At 38.4% G+C, this 18,227-nt stretch carries 15 protein-coding genes; 6 read left to right on the forward strand and 9 right to left on the reverse strand.

All coding sequences use genetic code 11. The annotated features are described in order from the left end of the window. Positions 1-25: 25 nt before the first annotated feature. The 4 genes from BM107_RS21745 to gatB all read right to left on the reverse strand — a co-directional run bounded on the left by BM107_RS21745 (position 26) and on the right by gatB (position 4,348). Positions 26-748, reverse strand: a complete 723-nt coding sequence (locus tag BM107_RS21745; RefSeq protein ID WP_090987270.1) for an RluA family pseudouridine synthase — start codon at positions 746-748, stop codon at positions 26-28. 231 nt (positions 749-979) lie between these two features. Next, positions 980-1,669 carry a response regulator transcription factor gene (locus BM107_RS21750; protein WP_090987272.1) on the reverse strand — a complete coding sequence of 230 codons (690 nt, stop codon included), beginning with the start codon at positions 1,667-1,669 and terminating at the stop codon, positions 980-982. Between the two features lie 103 nt (positions 1,670-1,772). Continuing rightward, positions 1,773-2,885: a TlpA disulfide reductase family protein gene (locus BM107_RS21755; protein WP_090987275.1), complete on the reverse strand. Its 1,113-nt coding sequence runs from the start codon at positions 2,883-2,885 to the stop codon at positions 1,773-1,775. After that, positions 2,885-4,348 (reverse strand): Asp-tRNA(Asn)/Glu-tRNA(Gln) amidotransferase subunit GatB, encoded by a 1,464-nt coding sequence (gatB, locus tag BM107_RS21760; protein WP_090987277.1) that lies wholly within the window; start codon positions 4,346-4,348, stop codon positions 2,885-2,887. The genes BM107_RS21755 and gatB overlap by 1 nt, the downstream gene beginning before the upstream one ends. A 216-nt stretch (positions 4,349-4,564) precedes the next feature. Between gatB and BM107_RS21765 the strand changes: the two genes are divergently transcribed. After that, positions 4,565-6,073, forward strand: coding sequence for a bifunctional GNAT family N-acetyltransferase/carbon-nitrogen hydrolase family protein (locus BM107_RS21765; RefSeq protein WP_090987279.1), 1,509 nt, complete (start codon positions 4,565-4,567; stop codon positions 6,071-6,073). A gap of 79 nt (positions 6,074-6,152) precedes the next feature. Here BM107_RS21765 and BM107_RS21770 read toward each other — a convergent pair whose 3' ends face one another. Further along, positions 6,153-6,359: a hypothetical protein gene (locus BM107_RS21770; RefSeq protein ID WP_090987441.1), complete on the reverse strand. Its 207-nt coding sequence runs from the start codon at positions 6,357-6,359 to the stop codon at positions 6,153-6,155. A 137-nt stretch (positions 6,360-6,496) separates the two neighbouring features. On the opposite strand from BM107_RS21770, the gene queG reads away from it, so the two are divergent. Continuing rightward, the gene (gene queG / locus BM107_RS21775; protein ID WP_090987281.1) at positions 6,497-7,432 is read left to right on the forward strand and encodes a tRNA epoxyqueuosine(34) reductase QueG; all 936 of its coding nucleotides are present in this window, start codon (positions 6,497-6,499) and stop codon (positions 7,430-7,432) included. Positions 7,433-7,618: 186 nt separating this feature from the next. On the opposite strand, the gene BM107_RS21780 is transcribed toward queG, so the two are convergent. Beyond that, positions 7,619-9,478 carry a M1 family metallopeptidase gene (locus BM107_RS21780; RefSeq protein WP_090987283.1) on the reverse strand — a complete coding sequence of 620 codons (1,860 nt, stop codon included), beginning with the start codon at positions 9,476-9,478 and terminating at the stop codon, positions 7,619-7,621. Positions 9,479-9,565: 87 nt separating this feature from the next. Next, positions 9,566-10,519: an exonuclease domain-containing protein gene (locus BM107_RS21785; RefSeq protein WP_090987285.1), complete on the reverse strand. Its 954-nt coding sequence runs from the start codon at positions 10,517-10,519 to the stop codon at positions 9,566-9,568. 185 nt (positions 10,520-10,704) lie between these two features. Here BM107_RS21785 and BM107_RS21790 point away from each other — a divergent pair, with 185 nt between their 5' ends. Together BM107_RS21790 and BM107_RS21795 are read left to right on the forward strand one after the other, a co-directional pair. Beyond that, positions 10,705-12,678, forward strand: coding sequence for a transglutaminase family protein (locus BM107_RS21790; RefSeq protein WP_090987287.1), 1,974 nt, complete (start codon positions 10,705-10,707; stop codon positions 12,676-12,678). A gap of 1 nt (position 12,679) precedes the next feature. Next, a complete protein-coding gene (locus tag BM107_RS21795) occupies positions 12,680-14,587 on the forward strand; it encodes a DUF3857 domain-containing protein (protein WP_244278883.1) in 1,908 nt (635 codons plus the stop codon). On the opposite strand, the gene BM107_RS25240 is transcribed toward BM107_RS21795, so the two are convergent. After that, on the reverse strand, positions 14,571-14,693 hold the full coding sequence (locus BM107_RS25240) for a hypothetical protein (protein WP_262987391.1): 123 nt from the start codon (positions 14,691-14,693) through the stop codon (positions 14,571-14,573). The genes BM107_RS21795 and BM107_RS25240 overlap by 17 nt on opposite strands. Positions 14,694-14,936: 243 nt before the next feature. On the opposite strand from BM107_RS25240, the gene BM107_RS21800 reads away from it, so the two are divergent. Beyond that, entirely contained in the window at positions 14,937-15,722 is a 786-nt protein-coding gene (locus BM107_RS21800) for a murein L,D-transpeptidase catalytic domain family protein (RefSeq protein ID WP_090987294.1), read from the forward strand. Here BM107_RS21800 and BM107_RS21805 read toward each other — a convergent pair. Then, positions 15,719-16,171, reverse strand: a complete 453-nt coding sequence (locus BM107_RS21805; protein ID WP_090987296.1) for a hypothetical protein — start codon at positions 16,169-16,171, stop codon at positions 15,719-15,721. The two genes, BM107_RS21800 and BM107_RS21805, sit on opposite strands and share 4 nt — an antisense overlap. A gap of 202 nt (positions 16,172-16,373) precedes the next feature. On the opposite strand from BM107_RS21805, the gene BM107_RS21810 reads away from it, so the two are divergent. Then, positions 16,374-18,227 (forward strand): DNA topoisomerase 3, encoded by a 1,854-nt coding sequence (locus BM107_RS21810; protein WP_090987298.1) that lies wholly within the window; start codon positions 16,374-16,376, stop codon positions 18,225-18,227.

The raw sequence follows: 18,227 nt of genomic DNA on the forward strand, positions 1-18,227 counted from the left end.
ACAGAAGTCAATTTAAAGACTGCTTTTACGCATCAAATTTATCCAATAACTTAATTAAGGTTGCAAAATCTTTTGGATAAGGAGCATCTATAACAATGTCCTGGTCATCTAATCCTTTAAAAACCAAATGTCTGGCATGTAACGCGAAACGTTTCATAATGGGTTGTTCCTCTTCACCTTTGGTTAATTTATAACCTCTCTTAATAGATGAAAGAAAAACAGGTTTACCTTTGTACATCTCATCACCTACAATGGCTGCTCTTTGAGTGGCCAGGTGGATACGGATCTGGTGCATACGACCGGTAATGGGTTTACATTCTACCAACGTATAGTGTTTATAGTATTTTAACGAGTCGAAAATAGTTTCAGCTCGTTTACCTTCCGCCCTATCAATGGTCACATTTTTATTGCCATCGTTCAGGATTGGCAGATCAACCATTAACTGATCGAAAATAACTTGTCCGTCTACCACCGCATGGTAAGTTTTATTTACCTTTCTTCTTTCGAATTGCATAGAAACATGGCGGTAACCTTCCGGATTTTTGGCAATAATCAATGCACCAGAAGTTTCTTTATCCAAACGGTGACAAACTTGTGCGTCATCGCTGTATTGTTTGGCTAAACGCAACACATTGGTCTCTCCAGATCCACCCCGTTCATCAAGCGAGGCTAAAAAAGGAGGTTTATTGATCACGATAAAATCGTTGTCTTCAAAAAGAATAAGGTCTTTAAAATTTGGAAACTTCAAACTGTGCAGTAATTTAATGAAGCGCAAAAATACGATTTATTTTTTAAGGCGCTCGTCACCCTAAACTTATTTCAGGGTCTTTATGAACAAAGTTGTTAAAATGAAGTCAACATGACGATTTTTTACCTTCATCCTAAACTTGTTTCAGGATCTGATTGAAGATTTTAAGTAGATAAAAAAAGCCGCCCTGAATGTTGATCAGAACGGCTTAATATCTTTAACTTTAATAATTTAAGAAAGCTCAAACTTATAACCTACGCCTTTTACAGTTGAAACATAAGTTTCACCTAACTTTTCCCTCAACTTACGGATATGCACATCAATTGTCCTGTTGGTTACCACGACAGAGTCTTCCCATATATTTTTTAGAATCGATTCACGGGTATACACCTTACCAGGTTTTGAAGCCAACAAGTATAAAAGTTCAAACTCTTTTTTGGCCAATATCACTTTGTTACCACCCTGAAAAACCAGATAAGCTTCGCGGTCGATTACTAAATCGCCAATTTCCAGTTTGTTTTCAGACACTTCTTCGGTGCCGGCATTTCTTCTTAAAATCGCGTTGATCCGGCTAACTAAAGCACGTGGTTTAATCGGTTTTGCGATGTAATCATCGGCACCCACATTAAAACCGGCAATTTCTGAATATTCCTCACTTCTGGCGGTTAAGAAAACCATAAATGTGTTTTTAAATTCAGGTATGGCGCGCATTAAACGGCAAGCCTCAATGCCATCCATTTTAGGCATCATGATATCCAGAATAATCAAATCCGGATGTACTTTCTTCGCAACAGTAATTCCTTCCTGGCCATTGGTAGCTGTGAAAACCTGATAACCTTCTTTTTTAAGATTATATTCAATAAGCTCCAGAATATCTGGTTCATCATCAACAATTAATATTTTCTGACCTGCGTTGTTCATAGTTAAATATTTGTTACGAAAGTAGTATCCATGATGCAATATTTAGTTAAGCCTAAGTTAAGAAATTGTTAATTACTTAAATTAGTTTAACATGGAATTAGTTTTAACGTAACGTTTTGGCTAAAAATGCATCCAGTTCCTCTCCACGCAGGTTTTTGGCCACTATTTTTCCTGCAGGATCAACCAGGTAAGAAGTTGGTATGGCCTGCACCTGGTATTTTTTTACCGTTTCGCCATTAAAATCTTTTAGTTCCGAAACGTGGGTCCAGGTTAATCCGTCTGCTTTTACCGCACCTAACCATGCAGCTTTGTCGGTATCAAGTGAGATACCAATGATATCAAAGTTCTTATTTTTATACTTATTGTAAACCTTAACTACATTTGGGTTTTCCTGGCGGCAAGGCTGGCACCATGATGCCCAAAAATCGATCAATACGTATTTCCCTTTGTAATCTGATAAGCTTACCGCCTTATTATCTGCTGTATTGATGGTAAATGCAGGGGCAACCTGCCCTACCTGAACGGATTTTAAAAGTGCCATCTGTTTTACAAAAGCATCTACCGTAGCATTACCTTTAATCTCATCTTTTACCTCATCGGCAAATTGCACCAATTCAGCTTCAAACTCCTGCGGACTCAAGGTATTCATGGCATAAAAACTGGCTAGCGTACCTTTATTATCTTTTGCAAATTTTATGATTTGTGCATTCAATTGATTAATATAAGATTCGTATTGTGGTTTCATCGATTCCAACACGGCCGCCCTATTTTGAGGTTGTGTTGCTACTTTTGCTTCGAAATCTGCCTGTAACTTTTCAACCTGTTTGGCAAAATTATTTCTAATGGCATTTAGTTCAGACAATTTTTCTACCTCATTTGCCCCTGAGATTTTATAAGCCATATTTTTATCAGCCAAATCAGCTTCCAACTTAATTTCATCGCCGTTTTTTGCAATTAACATGAACTCATGGTTACCTACAGACACCCTGAAGAAATCAACAGATGGTGTTTTGCGAATGAATTTAAATTCACCTTTCTCTGATAGATTGGTTGAATCGATTGCAACCATATTGCTATTTTGCATACCGTACAAAAATACCTTCTTCTCTGTGCCCGGATTCTGGAACTTCCCGTCAATTGTAAAGCTATCTTTAGATTTGCATGCCATGAAAGCAATCGCGATCAGCATGAGCAGGCTCAATTGTTTTATTCTCATTATTTCAGTTTTTCAAGTATTAATTCATTTAATTTTTTAGCATCAGCTTTTCCTTTGGCCAGTTTCATCACATCGCCCACGAATAAACCTAAAACGCCTTTTTTTCCTTTCTTGTACGCTTCCACCTGTTGTGGATATTTATTTAACACTTCATCAATAAATGTATTCAACTCATCTCCGTTTTCAGAAATCAACAGGTTTAGTGATTGTGCCAGATCAATCACTTTTGCATCATCAGCTAATTCAACAGCTGGCAATAATTGTTGTATCACAATTTGCTGCGTTATTTTTTTATCATCTACCAGGTTGATCGCTTCTGCCAGCTGAGCGGGATTCACCCTGAAATCAGCTATCGTAATCCCTTTTTCATTTAAAACCGCTCTAATTGGGCCGGTTAACCAGTTTATTAAACTTTTTTTGTTTTCAACGGTTGATTGAGCTTGGTTAAAGTAATTTAACAGATCTAAATCTTCTGCAAAAAGTGCCGCATCGGCTTTACTGATCCCAAAATCGGCAACCATCTGTTGTGAAATTTCATTGGGTAACGGCGGCATCAAAGATTTAATTTCGGCCAGCCAATCATCAGAAACATAAATGGGCTGGAGATCGGGATCTGAAAAATAACGGTAATCATTGGCTTCTTCTTTGGTTCGCATAGGGGCGGTGGTTCCTTTGTCGGCATCAAAATTTAAAGTGCTCTGGATAATTATTCCTCCGTTACTGATCACTTCTACCTGGCGGCCAAATTCAAAATCCATTGCTCTCCGCACGTTGCGCATGGAGTTTAAGTTCTTAACCTCACAGCGTGTTCCAAATTCAATGGTACCTTTTGGGCGTATCGAAATATTGGCATCGCAACGCAAACTACCTTCCTCCATATTGCCGTCGCTTACATCTAAATGCCTGACCAGTTTCCTGATTTCACTCAACAAAACGGAAGCTTCTTCTGAACTCCGGATATCGGGTTCAGTCACAATCTCGATCAGCGGTACCCCTGCCCGGTTCAGATCAACCAAAGAATAGTTGTCATCCTGATCGTGAATGCTCTTGCCGGCGTCTTCTTCGAGGTGGATTCGATTGATCCCTACTTTTTTCCTGGTACCATTACTCAATTCAAGTTCTAAAAAGCCATTTACGCAGATCGGTTGATTATCTTGAGTAATCTGGTATCCTTTTGGCAAATCGGCATAGAAATAGTTTTTTCTGTCGAAATGGTTGATCTGGTTGATGGTACAATTTAAAGCTAAGCCAATACGGATCGCTTTTGCCACAACCTCTTTGTTCAACTTGGGTAAGGCCCCGGGTAATGCCAGCGAAACTGCAGATATGTTTTCATTAGGTGAAGCCCCGAAAGATGCACTGTCAGCAGAAAATATTTTGGTGTTTGTATTCAACTGAACGTGGATTTCTAATCCAGAAACGAGTTCGAAAGCAGTTTGGGGGCTTGTTTCTTGTAAAGGCATCTAAAGCTTCTTAATATGATAAGTTATAACCAAAGTTTTACAGCTGAAACCGCATTAGCGATGGTTAATATGTGCCAAATATAGTCATTATTTAGTTTTTCGTTAAAAAGGCTTGATGTAGAATTTTTCAGGAATTCTTTCCGCCGCAATTTGAGAAAACAAAATCAATATGAACATTTAAGCCTTTTCTGTGTTCATTAATACAAATCAAACTGTATGAATATTGAATTACGCAAAATAACGCTCGAAGACTATGCCGACCTTAAGGAATCAATGGTACAGGCTTACGACAGTATGGGCGGCTCCATCTGGCCAAAATCAAGCATCGCAAAACTTTTAAATATTTTCCCTGAAGGGCAGCTCTGTATTGCTGTTGATGATAAAGTTGTAGCCTGTTCATTGGCCATTATTGTAAATTATGATGAATATGGAGACCGGCATACCTATAAACTGATTACTGGTGATTATTCTTTTACCACACACGATCCAAATGGTGATACACTTTATGGCATCGAAATTTTTGTACACCCGGAATACCGGGGATTGCGTTTAGGAAGAAGATTATATGAGGCAAGAAAAGAACTCTGCGAAAGCCTTAATCTTAAAAGTATCATTGCCGGCGGGCGGATCCCTGGTTACCATCAATATGCAGAAAAGTTAAGTCCGAGGCAATACATAGACAAAGTTAAGTCAAAAGAAATTTATGATCCAACACTTACCTTTCAGATTTCCAATGATTTTCACGTTAGAAAAGTATTAAAGAACTATTTGCCCGGAGACAAAGAATCGAAAGAATATGCCACCCTGATTGAGTGGAATAATATTTATTATCAGGGTGTTGATGCTTCAGCCCGTTCGGCTATGACCATTCGTTTAGGTTTGGTACAATGGGAAATGCGTTTATTTCCTAATATGGAAGCGTTTTACGAACAGGTAGAGTTTTTCGTGGATGCTTTGAGCGGGTACAAATCGGATTTTGTGATGTTTCCTGAGTTATTTAACACCCCCCTGCTCCAACCCTACAATCATTTACCTGAAATTGAGGCCATGCGCAAACTTGCCGAAAAAACGGAAGAGATTGTACAGAAAATGCATGAATATTCATTGAGCTACAATACCAATATTATTACGGGCAGTATGCCGCTTATTGAAGACGGCAAGCTATACAATGCCACTTACCTCTGCCATCGTACAGGTAAAATAGATGAATACAGAAAAATTCATATTACCCCGAATGAGCAAAAGTATTACGGCATGATTGGTGGCGATAAAGTGCAGGTTTTTGATACCGATTGCGGTAAAGTGGGTATTTTGATCTGTTATGATGTAGAATTTCCGGAATTAAGCCGCATTTATGCCGAACAAGGCATGCAGATTTTATTTGTGCCATTTCTAACTGATACCCAAAATGGTTATACGCGTGTGAGACATTGTGCGCAGGCCAGGGCAATAGAAAATGAGTGTTACGTGGCGATTGCAGGTTGCGTGGGCAATTTACCCAAAGTAAACAATATGGATATCCAGTTTGCCCAATCTGCAGTTTTCACCCCGTCTGATTTCGCTTTTCCAACCAACGCCATCAAAGCAGAAGCCACACAAAATACAGAGATGGTGCTCGTGGTAGACGTTGACTTGCATTTACTAGATGAACTGCACCATTATGGCACGGTTAAAGTGCTGAAAGACAGAAGAAAAGACCTTTATCAGGTAAAACTTTTGAAGTAGACACTATACAATAACAACTATTATAAAAAATGCCGGTCAAATTAATGTACCGGCATTTCTGTTTTTAATCTAAAGCTAATTATTTTCTCATCACAAACCATATGATCAGGCCAATAATTACCGCTATTGGTATCACCCATTTTAATGCCTGGCCGGCACCATTTTCGTCTCTTTCGGTCACCGCGGGTTGTGCTGGTCCTGGATCTTCTTTGTGATTTTCGTAATCTTTTTCTATCGGTTTGGGAGCTGCTCCTGATTCCGTATGTTGTGGATCTATATTTTCCATAGTTAATTTCCTGAAAGCTCTCCTTTTTTGGTTTTTACCTGCCAAGGATGAACCATAATTAATTAATTTAGTTTCTGCATGTAAAACAAGCGATTATTGAAAATGTTTTAAATCCTAAGCCTTATCTTTGCAAATCGGTGTATAACAATGAAGCAAAATATAGCCAGCTGATTAAAGAAGAAGCCCTCCGTTTGGGCTTTTTATCTTGTGGTATTGCCAAAGCCGAATTTCTTGAAGAGGAAGCGCCGAGGCTGGAAAAATGGCTTAATCAGAACCACCATGGCGAAATGAAATACATGGAAAATTATTTCGATAAACGCCTTGACCCCAGATTGCTGGTTGACGGCGCTAAGTCTGTAATTTCCTTATCATTAAACTATTATACGGAAGAAAAACAGTCTGACCCGAACGCACCAAAAATTTCTAAATATGCTTACGGTCAGGATTACCACACGGTTATCAAAGAAAAATTAAAGGAACTCACCTATTTTATTGAAGAAAATATCGGAGAAGTTTCAGGAAGGGCATTTGTAGATTCTGCTCCTGTGTTAGACCGTGCCTGGGCAAAAAAATCGGGCATTGGCTGGATCGGTAAAAATTCTAACCTCATAAGTAAAACAGATGGTTCTTTTTTCTTTTTGGCAGAATTGATAGTCGACCTCGAATTGGGTTACGATCATACTTACCAGGCTGATTATTGTGGGAGCTGTACACGCTGTTTAGATGCCTGCCCTACTGATGCCATTATTGCTCCACAGGTGGTAGATGGATCTAAATGCATTTCTTATCTCACCATTGAGCTTAAAAACGAAATTCCAAATGAGTTTAAAGATAAAATGAGCAACTGGATGTTTGGCTGTGATATTTGCCAGGATGTTTGCCCATGGAACCGTTTTTCTAAAGCGCACAATGAAGATGCCTTTAAGCCAGAGAATGGATTACTGGATTTGAATCACAAAGACCTGATGGAAATTACAGAGGATGTTTTTAAAAAGGTTTTTAAAGGCTCGCCAGTTAAGCGTACCAAGTTTACAGGTTTGAAAAGAAATATCGATTTTTTGAAACCTGAATAAGCATGTTTGTTGGCATATAAATTAATAGAGCGTCATGCTGAATTTATTTCAGCATCCATTTAATAATTGGTTAAATAGATCCTGAAACAAGTTCAGGATGACGATCGCTGTAATACTTGGCCGTATTAATCATGTAAAGATAAACTAAGCAGATTAACCAAAAAACATGACTTCCCTGGCATTTATCTATCTCACCGAAAAACTATTGTCACTTTTAACCTTATCTGGTGTGTGTGGATTTCCCATCACTACTTTCGATAATTTTTTGTTAGTCTTCACTTCAATTTTTACCAGCCGGTCGCCTTTTTCCCATACGCCAATCGTGCTGTGACTTTTTTCTGTAGTACCATCTTCAAAGGTCAGCGCTAAATCGACAGGCAATGGCTTAACACTTTTATTTTCAACAGTTACAGTATATCCGGCTGAAGTTTTATCTACCGCTTTAATGGCCATATCGGTTACACCATCCTCAAAGAACCAGGCCTTCCAAAACCAGTTTAAATTTTTTCCGCTGCCTGTATTTATGCTGTTAAAGAAATCGTATGGCATTGGGTGTTTGCCGTTCCAGTTTTGGATATAAGTGTGCAAAGCTTTGGTAAACAGTTCATCACCCAGATAATCTTTGACATATAAATAAGCTAAACCCGGTTTTGGATACGAATTGGTGAAAGATCCCGATCCTTTTAAGTCGGGTGTTAAAGTCATAATTGGTGTATCATCTTTACCACCAGAAGATGAAGCCGTAGGCTGCACGCCATATTCATCCACAATGGTAGAATCAATCATTGGTGATATCAACCATTCACCAATAGTTGCCCAGCCCTCATCCATCCAACCATACTTGGTTTCGTTTATGCCCATATAAAAGGGAAACATGGTATGGAAGATTTCATGATCAGTTAAGGTAATGGCATCAACCCTGTTATCTACCGGATTGTCATTTACCATCATCGGATATTCCATCTGGTCCAAACCATCAAATATCGTTTCATGGTTGTAAGGAAAAGGCCATTTAGGGAAAGTATAACTCATGGCCTCTACCGTCTTACGCGCAAAATCTATCACCTCATAATAATCCTTATGTCTGGGGTTAAAAACCGCATCTACCCGTGTTCTCCTTTTTGTTTTAGGATCAACCACCAAACTGCTCGATTTCCATAAGTAATGGTCGCTCAAAGCAAATACAAAATCAGTTACATGTTTAGCTTCAAACTTAAAGGTATTAAATGCATTGGGTTTGGTCACTCTTTTATCTGCCAGATCCTTATCGGTAATCACATCAATTACAGCATCATTTTTTTCTGCAGTTAACATCCTCGAAACGATATCTTTCTCAAAAACTTCTGAAGGATTTTTCAGATCGCCGGTTGCCCATACCCCATAAGTTCCCGGAACGGTAATAGAAGCATTAAACTGATCAAAGTCGTTATAAAATTCCTCAGCACCCGTATACGGAAATTTATTCCAGCCATCAATATCATCATAAACTGCAATACGGGGGAAAAAATAGGCAATAAAATACGAACCATCATCTACCTGACCTGTACGGACATGTGATCCTTTATTCAGAAAATAACTATAATCAATTGCGAAACTAACGGTTTTGCCTGGTAGAACAGCAGGAACATTAACGGTCATATTTGTTCCATCTATCGTAAAATCAGTAACGGTTTTTCCGTTTGCTACCATTTTCTCTATTGCCACACCGTCGCCAAGATCAGAAGCCGCCAGTTTAGATTTTCTTGGCGTTCCCTTTTTATATAAATTTGGATATAATTTAAACCAGATCTCTTTCAGCGTATCCGGACTATTGTTAGTGTACGTTACCTGAACCTTTCCTTTCAACAACCTGCTGGCTGGATTAAAATTTATATTTAAATCGTATCTGGCGGTATTTTGCCAGTAATTTTTGCCAGGCCTGCCATTTACATTTCTGGTTTCTTTCTGATAAGCCTTTTGAAAAACGGACGCTATCGGTAAGGTAGTCTGCGCACTGACATAGATTGCAGTACAGAATAAAATGCCAAATATTTTTATAGATTTCATCTTTTGAGCTTAGGGCTGAGCGCAGTGCGCATAGCGTTTAACTTCAATTAACCATTTTAAACAATTAACCGATTCGCCAGCTAATTATTACTTGCCGAACTTCATTTTTAACTGCTCCAGCATATCCGAATTGATTGGCTGAGCAGGTTTTTCGGGCTTTGGCTGAGGTTTCTGTTGATATTGCGGTTTATTTGCGGGTGCGTTATGCTGGGGTTTTGCCGGCCTGTTCTCATTTTTCTTTGCATTGAATTTTGCCCACTCCTCGTCTAATTTCTTCTTTGTATATAAAGGGAAATCGCCATTTTTCATCCAGGCATAATAACTAGGTTCTACTGAAAATACCTGCGCAGTGGTTTTACCCTTGTGTTTACCAAAGTTAAAACAAACCTCATCCTTATCATTGTAAACCAAACGACCGGCAAAATCTACAGGTTTATTAATATTGGTAAAAATATGCAGTGCATCTACGTCGTTTACCACCGGAATACATTTTACACCTTGTTTATTCTCAAACTCAGTTTCTTTGTACATTTCAAGCTGGCCAAGCAGAACTTTGTAGGTGGCAATCACATCAGCTTCAGCCGCATGTGCATTAATTAAATCTTCCTGGCAATAAAATTTATAGGCTGCTTTTAAGGTACGTTGCTCCATCTGGTGGAAAATATTCTGTACATCAACAAATTTACGGTTGCTCATGTCGAAATCTATTTCAGCCCTTAAAAATTCCTCCAAAAGCATGGGAATATCAAATTTATTTGAATTGTATCCGGCCAGGTCACTATCACCAATAAATGCTGCAATTTCTGCGGCCAGGGTTTTAAAGGTAGGTTTGTCTGCAACGTCTTCATCATAAATACCATGTATTAATGAAGTTTGCAAAGGAATGGGCATTTCTGGATTGACGCGCCAGGTTTTAACAATTTCAGAACCATCTGGCATGGCTTTTAAAACCGCTATTTCAACGATTCTGTCAGCTCCAACATTAACTCCAGTAGCTTCTAAATCAAAAAATGCTAAAGGGCGCTTTAAATTTAATTTCATTTCTTAAGATGTGAGATTAGCGACATTAGATTTGGATCGGAATGTCAAAATTCTTTTTTTTCAAAAGTGCTAAAAAGGTTTCATTAGTTCTGTAAAACACCTTTATTAATTTATAAATTTAATTGTCAAATTATTTTAGAATATTCGTTACTAACATTAACTTGCGGCAATTTACACACGCTCAAATGAATAAAATCTTCGCCCTGTTACCCCTTTTTTTTCTATCACTAACTACTCAGGCACAAAACTTTACCTTCGGTTCTATTACCTACGACGATTACGAATTCGACAAAAAGAAATTAGACAGTAATGCCAATGCCATCGTTTTAAAAGAATTCGGCACCGCCTCAATCCAGCAAGATGATGCTACAGGAAGTTTAGAACTGGTTTTTGAACACCATGTAAAAATCAAAATCTTTAACAAGGAAGGCTTTAAAGAGGCCAATATTGTTATTCCAACCTATAAAGATGAATCCCGCGAGGAGACGATCAGTGAAATAAAGGCATCTACTTTTAATCATATCGGTAATGATTTTACCGAAACAATTATGGATAAAAAAGCCATTTTCGTCGAGAACAGGTCTAAATATACCAGACTGACCAAGTTTACACTTCCAAACCTTAAAGAAGGATCGGTTATTGAATACAGTTATAAATTAAAATCGCCCAACTTATTTAATTTCAGAACTTGGGAATTTCAGAGCAATATTCCGAAGGTCATAAGTGAGTATCTGGTTTATATTCCCGGCATTTATAATTACAATGTATCGTTACGTGGTTTTCAGAAACTGACGGATCAAAAAGCTGAAATCAGCAGGGAATGTTTAAGGCTATCTGGCGTACCGATTGATTGTTCCAAAATCAATTACACGATGAAGAATATTCCGGCTTTTATCGAAGAAGATAATATGACCGCGCCCAGTAACTTCAAATCGGCGATTTATTTTGAACTTTCTGATGTTCAGAACTTAAACGGCAGTAAAACATCCTACACCAAAACCTGGAAAGATATTGATTTCGAGCTGTCATCTTATAAAACACTGGGCAGCCAGATGAAAAGAAAAGATGTTTTTAAAGATCTTATCCCGGAAATCACAAAAGGAAGTTCATCAGATTTAGATAAAGCGAAGTCCGTTTATAATTATATCAAAAAGCAGATCAAGTGGAATAATTACTACGGAAAGTACTCAGAAGATAACATCAAAAAAGCACTGGATAGCAGATCGGGCAATGTAGCAGATGTTAACCTAAGCTTAATTGCAGCGCTTTCTGCTGCCGGTTTGGATGCTGAAGCCGTAATTCTATCAACCCGTGACAATGGAACAGTAAACAAGCTTTACCCGGTAATGAGCGATTTTAACTATTTGATTGCCAAAGTAAATATTGGCGATAAAAGTTATTTACTGGATGCTACAGAACCACTACTGCCTTTCGGTTTACTACCGCTACGCTGCATAAATGACCAGGGACGTGTAATCAACTTAAAAAAACCATCTTATTGGATCGATTTAATTGCGAGTCAAAAATCGACAACCAGTTACATCATGACCGGAAAGATGACCGTTGATGGAAAAATTATTGGTACTTTAACCACCTATACAACGGGATATGCGGCGTATGGAAAGCGGAAAGAAATCCTTCAACACAGTTCTCCCGATGAATATGTAGAGAAACTTGATGAGCGATTAACCAGAATAAAAATATTGGATCATCAAATTTCAAATCTTGATAGTGTTGAGAATTCTCTGGAAGAGAAATATGAGGTAGAACTCACCATAAACGATGGCACAAATAATGATCAGTTCTATTTTAGTCCTTTTTTTATCCATACCATCTCGAAAAATCCATTTAATTTGAACGAGCGTACCTACCCTGTTGATTTAGGTGCAGCGTCTGATGAGCGCATTACCATTAACGTGCTTTTACCCGAAAAATACCTGTTACTGGAAAAACCAAAAGATATGGCCATCGCTTTACCTAATGCGGGCGGAAAGTATTTGTTGCAAACCGCTCTGGATGATAATACCATTTCAATGAACCAGATTTTGCAGTTCAACAACGCTATATACCAGCCCGAAGAATACCTTTTCCTAAAAGAATTTTATAGCAAAATTATTCAAAACCAAAAAACAGAGTGTTTATTAAAAAAGACAAATTAAAATGAGGTTATTATTTACCATTCTTGCCTTATTTTTGGTTTCTGTTGCAAGTTTTGCACAAGATAACTACGATGTTGATTTAATCCCATCAAATCTCCGTAACCGAGCCAACGCCTGTATCCGTAATGAGGAAACAACTGTCGACATGCGTTCGCCTGATAACGTTTTACTAAATGTGAAAAAGGCCATTACTGTTTTTAACCAAAATGGTGAGGCGCAGGCACGTTTAGTAATCTTCTACGATAAAAATATTTCGATTAAAAGCATCAAGGGAGAAGTTTACAACAGTGTTGGCAAACTGACGCATAAATTCTCTCAAAATGATTTTGCGGACATGAGCGCCGCAGATGGGTTTTCGCTTTTTGTTGATAGCCGTGTTAAACACTATCTACCATCGGTAACTGAGTATCCTTATACGCTTGTATATAATTATGAGATTAGAAATAAGCAAAATCTAATCATCCCTGATTGGACACCTAAACCCGCAGATGACGTTTCGGTGGAAAAAAGTACTTATACCTTGATCTGCAAGCCAACGGACGACGTTAGAATAAAAACGCAAAATTATACCGGAAAACCAGAAGTTATAACAGATGAAAAGCAGCAGAAATCTGTTTGGAAAGTGAATAACATTTTAGCTGTTAAACCCGAACCCTACAGCCCGGCTAGGGATACCTATTTTACCAACATACAGATTGCCCCAAAAGCGTTTTATTATTACAATCATAAAGGCATTTATACCGATTGGAAAGAACTGGGCAAATGGATTTATGACGATTTACTGGTAGCCCGTAAAGCTTTGCCCGCATCTACCATTGAGATGATCAAAGACCTGGTAAAAAACGAAAAAACAGACAAAGATAAAGCGCGTAAAATTTATCAGTATTTACAGGATAAAACCAGGTATATCAGCGTCCAGATTGGTATTGGTGGTTTTCAGCCCGTTGCAGCAAGCGAGGTAGACCGACTGGGTTATGGCGACTGTAAAGCGCTGGTCAATTACATGCAAAGTTTGCTCCAGGCTGTAAACATAACATCTTATTACTGTGTGGTATCAGCTGGTTCTGAAAAGAAGAGCATGGACCCATCATATGCCAGTATGGATCAGGGCAATCATATTATTCTCTGCATGCCGTTAGATGGTGATACCACCTGGCTGGAATGCACCAGCCAAAAAATTCCATTTGGTTATTTAAGTGATTTTACTGATGACAGACTGGTATTGGCCTGCACAGCAGATGGCGGAAAATTATTGCGTACCCCAAAACTGACTACAGATGAAAACCTGCAGATACGCAAGGCTGAGTTGACACTACAGCCAGACGGAAGTATAGCCGGCAAAATGCATACCGCTTACACTGGATCACAATATGAAAACCAGGAACGCCTGATCGATAAACCGGTAACAGAACAGCATAAATCATTAAAAGAGACTTATAATATTGATAATATCGATTTTGAAACGGTTTCATTCGTTCAAAAAAAGGACATCAAGCCTAAACTGATAGAAGATATAACCGTCAGTATCAGAAATTATGCACCTGTAAACGGGAATAAGATGTTTTTACAGCTTAATGCCTTTAACGTAAAACGATCAGTCCCCGAAGTAAAAAACAGGACATTACCCGTTTATATCAACCGTGGTTATACCGATGAGGACACTATTGTTTATACGCTGCCTGATAATGTAGATTCAGAATTAATAACCGGGCAAAATAAAACCTTTAAAAATGCATTTGGCGAGTACACCTGCAAAGCGAGTGTAGAAGGAAATAAGTTAACCTATTACCGAAAATTTATTTTAAACGATGGGACATTCCCAGCAGAACGGTATGCTGAATTTTCGAAATTTATAAATGACGTAAATGCTGCCGATTATCTAAAATTAGCCATTAGCTTAAAAAAATAATTCCGAGTCCAATACCGATGATCATGATCAGGTACATCAAAATCTCTGTCGTGGCAAATTTCTTGTACTTCGTCCAGAAAGAATAATCATTTTCGTTGTTTGGCATGCTTATTTATTTTGTGCTGTAAAAATAGGCAAATAGATTTAGAACAAAAGATATATTTTAGTTTCTCGCTATCTCAAAAGCTCCTTTTAAAACCATAAAAAATTCAAAATATTCAAAAAAGCTATTGGGATATGGCCAGTATTTTTTAAAACATCATGTATATTAGCATTACAAACTAAATGCAGGCAATATTTATATAATACCATCGTATAAATAATGCTGAATTAAAATAAACCAAACTGAATGAAGAAGTATGTCATGCGCTTTGCTACGGCTTTTTTAATGGTCATGAGCATTATCGGAACAAGCTGGAAAGCAATAGATCGTCAACAAACACAACACGATGTAATTAAAAATATAGCGGCAGATAGTCTGTACAGCCAACTCGTTTCCAGTATATACCATGAAATTCATTTAGATGCTGTGGGATTAACACAGCAGGTTTTTGAAAAAGCATTAACCGGTTTTTACAACATGAAATATTCCGGCCTGGTAAATACCAAATCCATTTTAACCATTGCCGATTTTGATCAGGAAAGTACCAGAAAGCGGCTATACATCATTGATTTAGCTGATAGAAAGTTGATTCTAAATACCTGGGTAGCACACGGGCAAAACAGCGGTGGCGATAAACCTTCATCATTCTCAAATAAGATAAATTCAAATCAAAGCAGCCTGGGTTTCTATTTAACAGGTGAGATATATTATGGCAAACATGGCCGTTCGCTTAAATTAGACGGTATGGATCAAGATTTTAACAACAATGCCAGGGAAAGATCAATTGTGGTGCACGGTGCCAGTTATGTGAGTCAGAAAAGCATAGACGAATTGGGAAGACTGGGCAGAAGTCAGGGTTGTCCTGCTGTTCCGGCTAAACTGGCAGATGACATCATTAACACCATTTCAGACCATACGGTGCTTTATATCAATAATTCAAACCAATTGTATTATTCTTCTTTTTTAAACGAAACGCTTGCGGCAAGTGTGGCTTTAAACCAACCACAGGTTTTTGCCTCAAAGACAGATTAATGAGGTTTAATGTTTTTGGCGTTTAGTTTTTTTGGAAAAATTTTGATAAAAAGTGATTGGCTGCCTGCAAGCAAATCCCAAACCCAACGGTTCCCATCAACATCTTTTTCACCGCAATCTACAACCTCAGCGCGTTTGAGTAATTTTTTAACAATCGCCTGAATCCATTTTATCCCTACAATCCGGTTAAAGTGCAATCCCAAATAGTCGCAATATACATGTACAAGAATCTCTACAATAAGCGAGGCATTTGATATTGCGAGTTTCTTTCCAAAATGTTGTTCATAATCAGCCTTAATGGTATTGACCAGAACTTCAAACCGTTCTAGCCTGACCACTGCTGTTCCTTCAAGATAAGACCAGAGTTGTGCATTACTGTACACCCGGATTAGTTTGGGTTCAAGTCCCACTTTAATTTGTTTTTCTTTCAGTTGGTAAATTTTATCCATTCATTAAAATAATTGTGAAGGTTAGATAGACATATTACCGAATTGTTAATCAATCCGATATAAAAACCGCCGACCCAACTGATGGACAAACTTATCTGGTAATTGTTTACAAAAAGGTTTATTAAAAGGCATTGTGAGTAATTTTTTTAAGCTATTGCCAATATTTTAATCATCTTTGGGGTTTGAAAAGATAAGCCCATTCATGAAGATTGTAATTGCAGAAAAGCCTTCTGTTGGTCGTGAACTTGCTAAAGTTTTCGGAGCAACCACCAGAAAAGATGGATACATTGAAGGTAAAGGATATTCTTTTACCTGGGCATTCGGGCATTTATTGCAATTGGCTCCTCCTCAGGATTATGGTTTTATTGGCTGGCGAAAGCAACATTTGCCCATGCTTCCGCAGAAGTTTAAACTCGCTGTCAGAAAGATTAAAACAAAAGATGGTTTTGTGGAAGATCCTGCGGTACGCAAACAATTGGACACGATCAAAAAACTTTTTGATGAAGCAAGTGAAATTATCGTAGCAACGGATGCGGGGCGCGAGGGTGAATTGATTTTCAGGTACATTTATTACTACCTCAAATGCAAAAAACCATTTAAACGCCTCTGGATCTCTTCACAAACCGATGAAGCCATAAAAGATGGATTCAGGAATTTAAAACCCGGAACCGATTACGATACCTTATTTAATTCGGCCCATTGCCGTTCGGAGTCTGACTGGCTGGTGGGCATGAATGCCACGCAGGCACTCAGCATATCTGCAGGCAACAGAACAGTTCTTTCCTTAGGAAGGGTACAAACACCTACCCTGGCGATGATTTGTGCGCGTTTTTTAGAGATTAAAAATTTCGTTCCTCAAACCTATTATCAGATCAGTATTTTGCTGGCCAAAGATGAACAGGTTTTTAAAGCCATATCAACCGCTAACTACAAGGAAAAGGAAGAGGCTGAAAAATTATTTGCCCTGGTAGAAGATGTGGCTTCCGGCTTTCCAATTGGTGGAAATATTACGGCTGTAGAAGCGAAACCAAGGAAAGAACCTCCTCCACTACTGCATGACTTAAGCAGTTTGCAGCAAGAAGCCAATAAGAAAAAAGGATATACCGCCGACCAGACACTTAGTATTTTACAGAACCTGTATGAGAGTAAACTGGTTTCTTACCCCCGTACCGGCTCGCGATATATCGGTGATGATATTTTTGCCGGCGTTCCGGATCTGATTGCAAAATTTACCAGTCATCCTGATTTTGGAAAACAAGCGCAGTTTTTACAAACGGTAACCCTTAATAAGCGGAGTGTGAACGCCAAAAAAGTAACCGATCACCATGCAATTCTGCCGACCGGCGAACAGGCCTACGGATTGAGTCCGGATAAACAGGCGATATACGATATGGTTGTTGGCCGTATGATTGAGTCATTTCATCAGGAATGCATGAAGGAATTAACCAAAATAACCATTCAATCAGGCGTTACTTTTGTGGCTAATGGAACGGTAATCCGTTCTGCAGGCTGGCGTGCCGTTTTTAACGACCCTGAAGATGATAAAAAGGATGAAGACAATGCAGCATTGCCAAAGGTGGCGGTTGGCGAACAATTGCCTATCACTGAAAAATCCCTTTTGGAAAAACAAACCAAGCCTAAGCCCATGTATAATGAGGCTTCGTTATTAAAAGCACTGGAAACGTGCGGCAAAGAAATTGAAGATGAAGAATTGCGTTATGCCATGAAAGATAGTGGTTTAGGCACACCGGCAACACGTGCATCTATCATAGAAACTTTAATTACCAGAGAATACATTACCAGGGAAAAAAGGAATCTAGTACCCACCAATAAAGGCCTGGCGGTTTACGAAGTAGTTAAAGATAAACAAATTGCACAGGCAGAACTTACAGGACAATGGGAAAAGAGACTGGAAGAAATCCGTTCAGGTTCATCAGTAAAAGATTTTAAATCTGAAATTACTGAATACACCAAAACCATTACACACGAACTTTTAATTGCAGGCGCCAGCATATCAGGCAAGCTCGAGGAAGAAAAGAAGATGGAAAAAGTTTAG

This window comes from Pedobacter suwonensis (assembly GCF_900111825.1).
GTDB classification, from domain to species: Bacteria; Bacteroidota; Bacteroidia; order Sphingobacteriales; family Sphingobacteriaceae; genus Pedobacter; species Pedobacter suwonensis.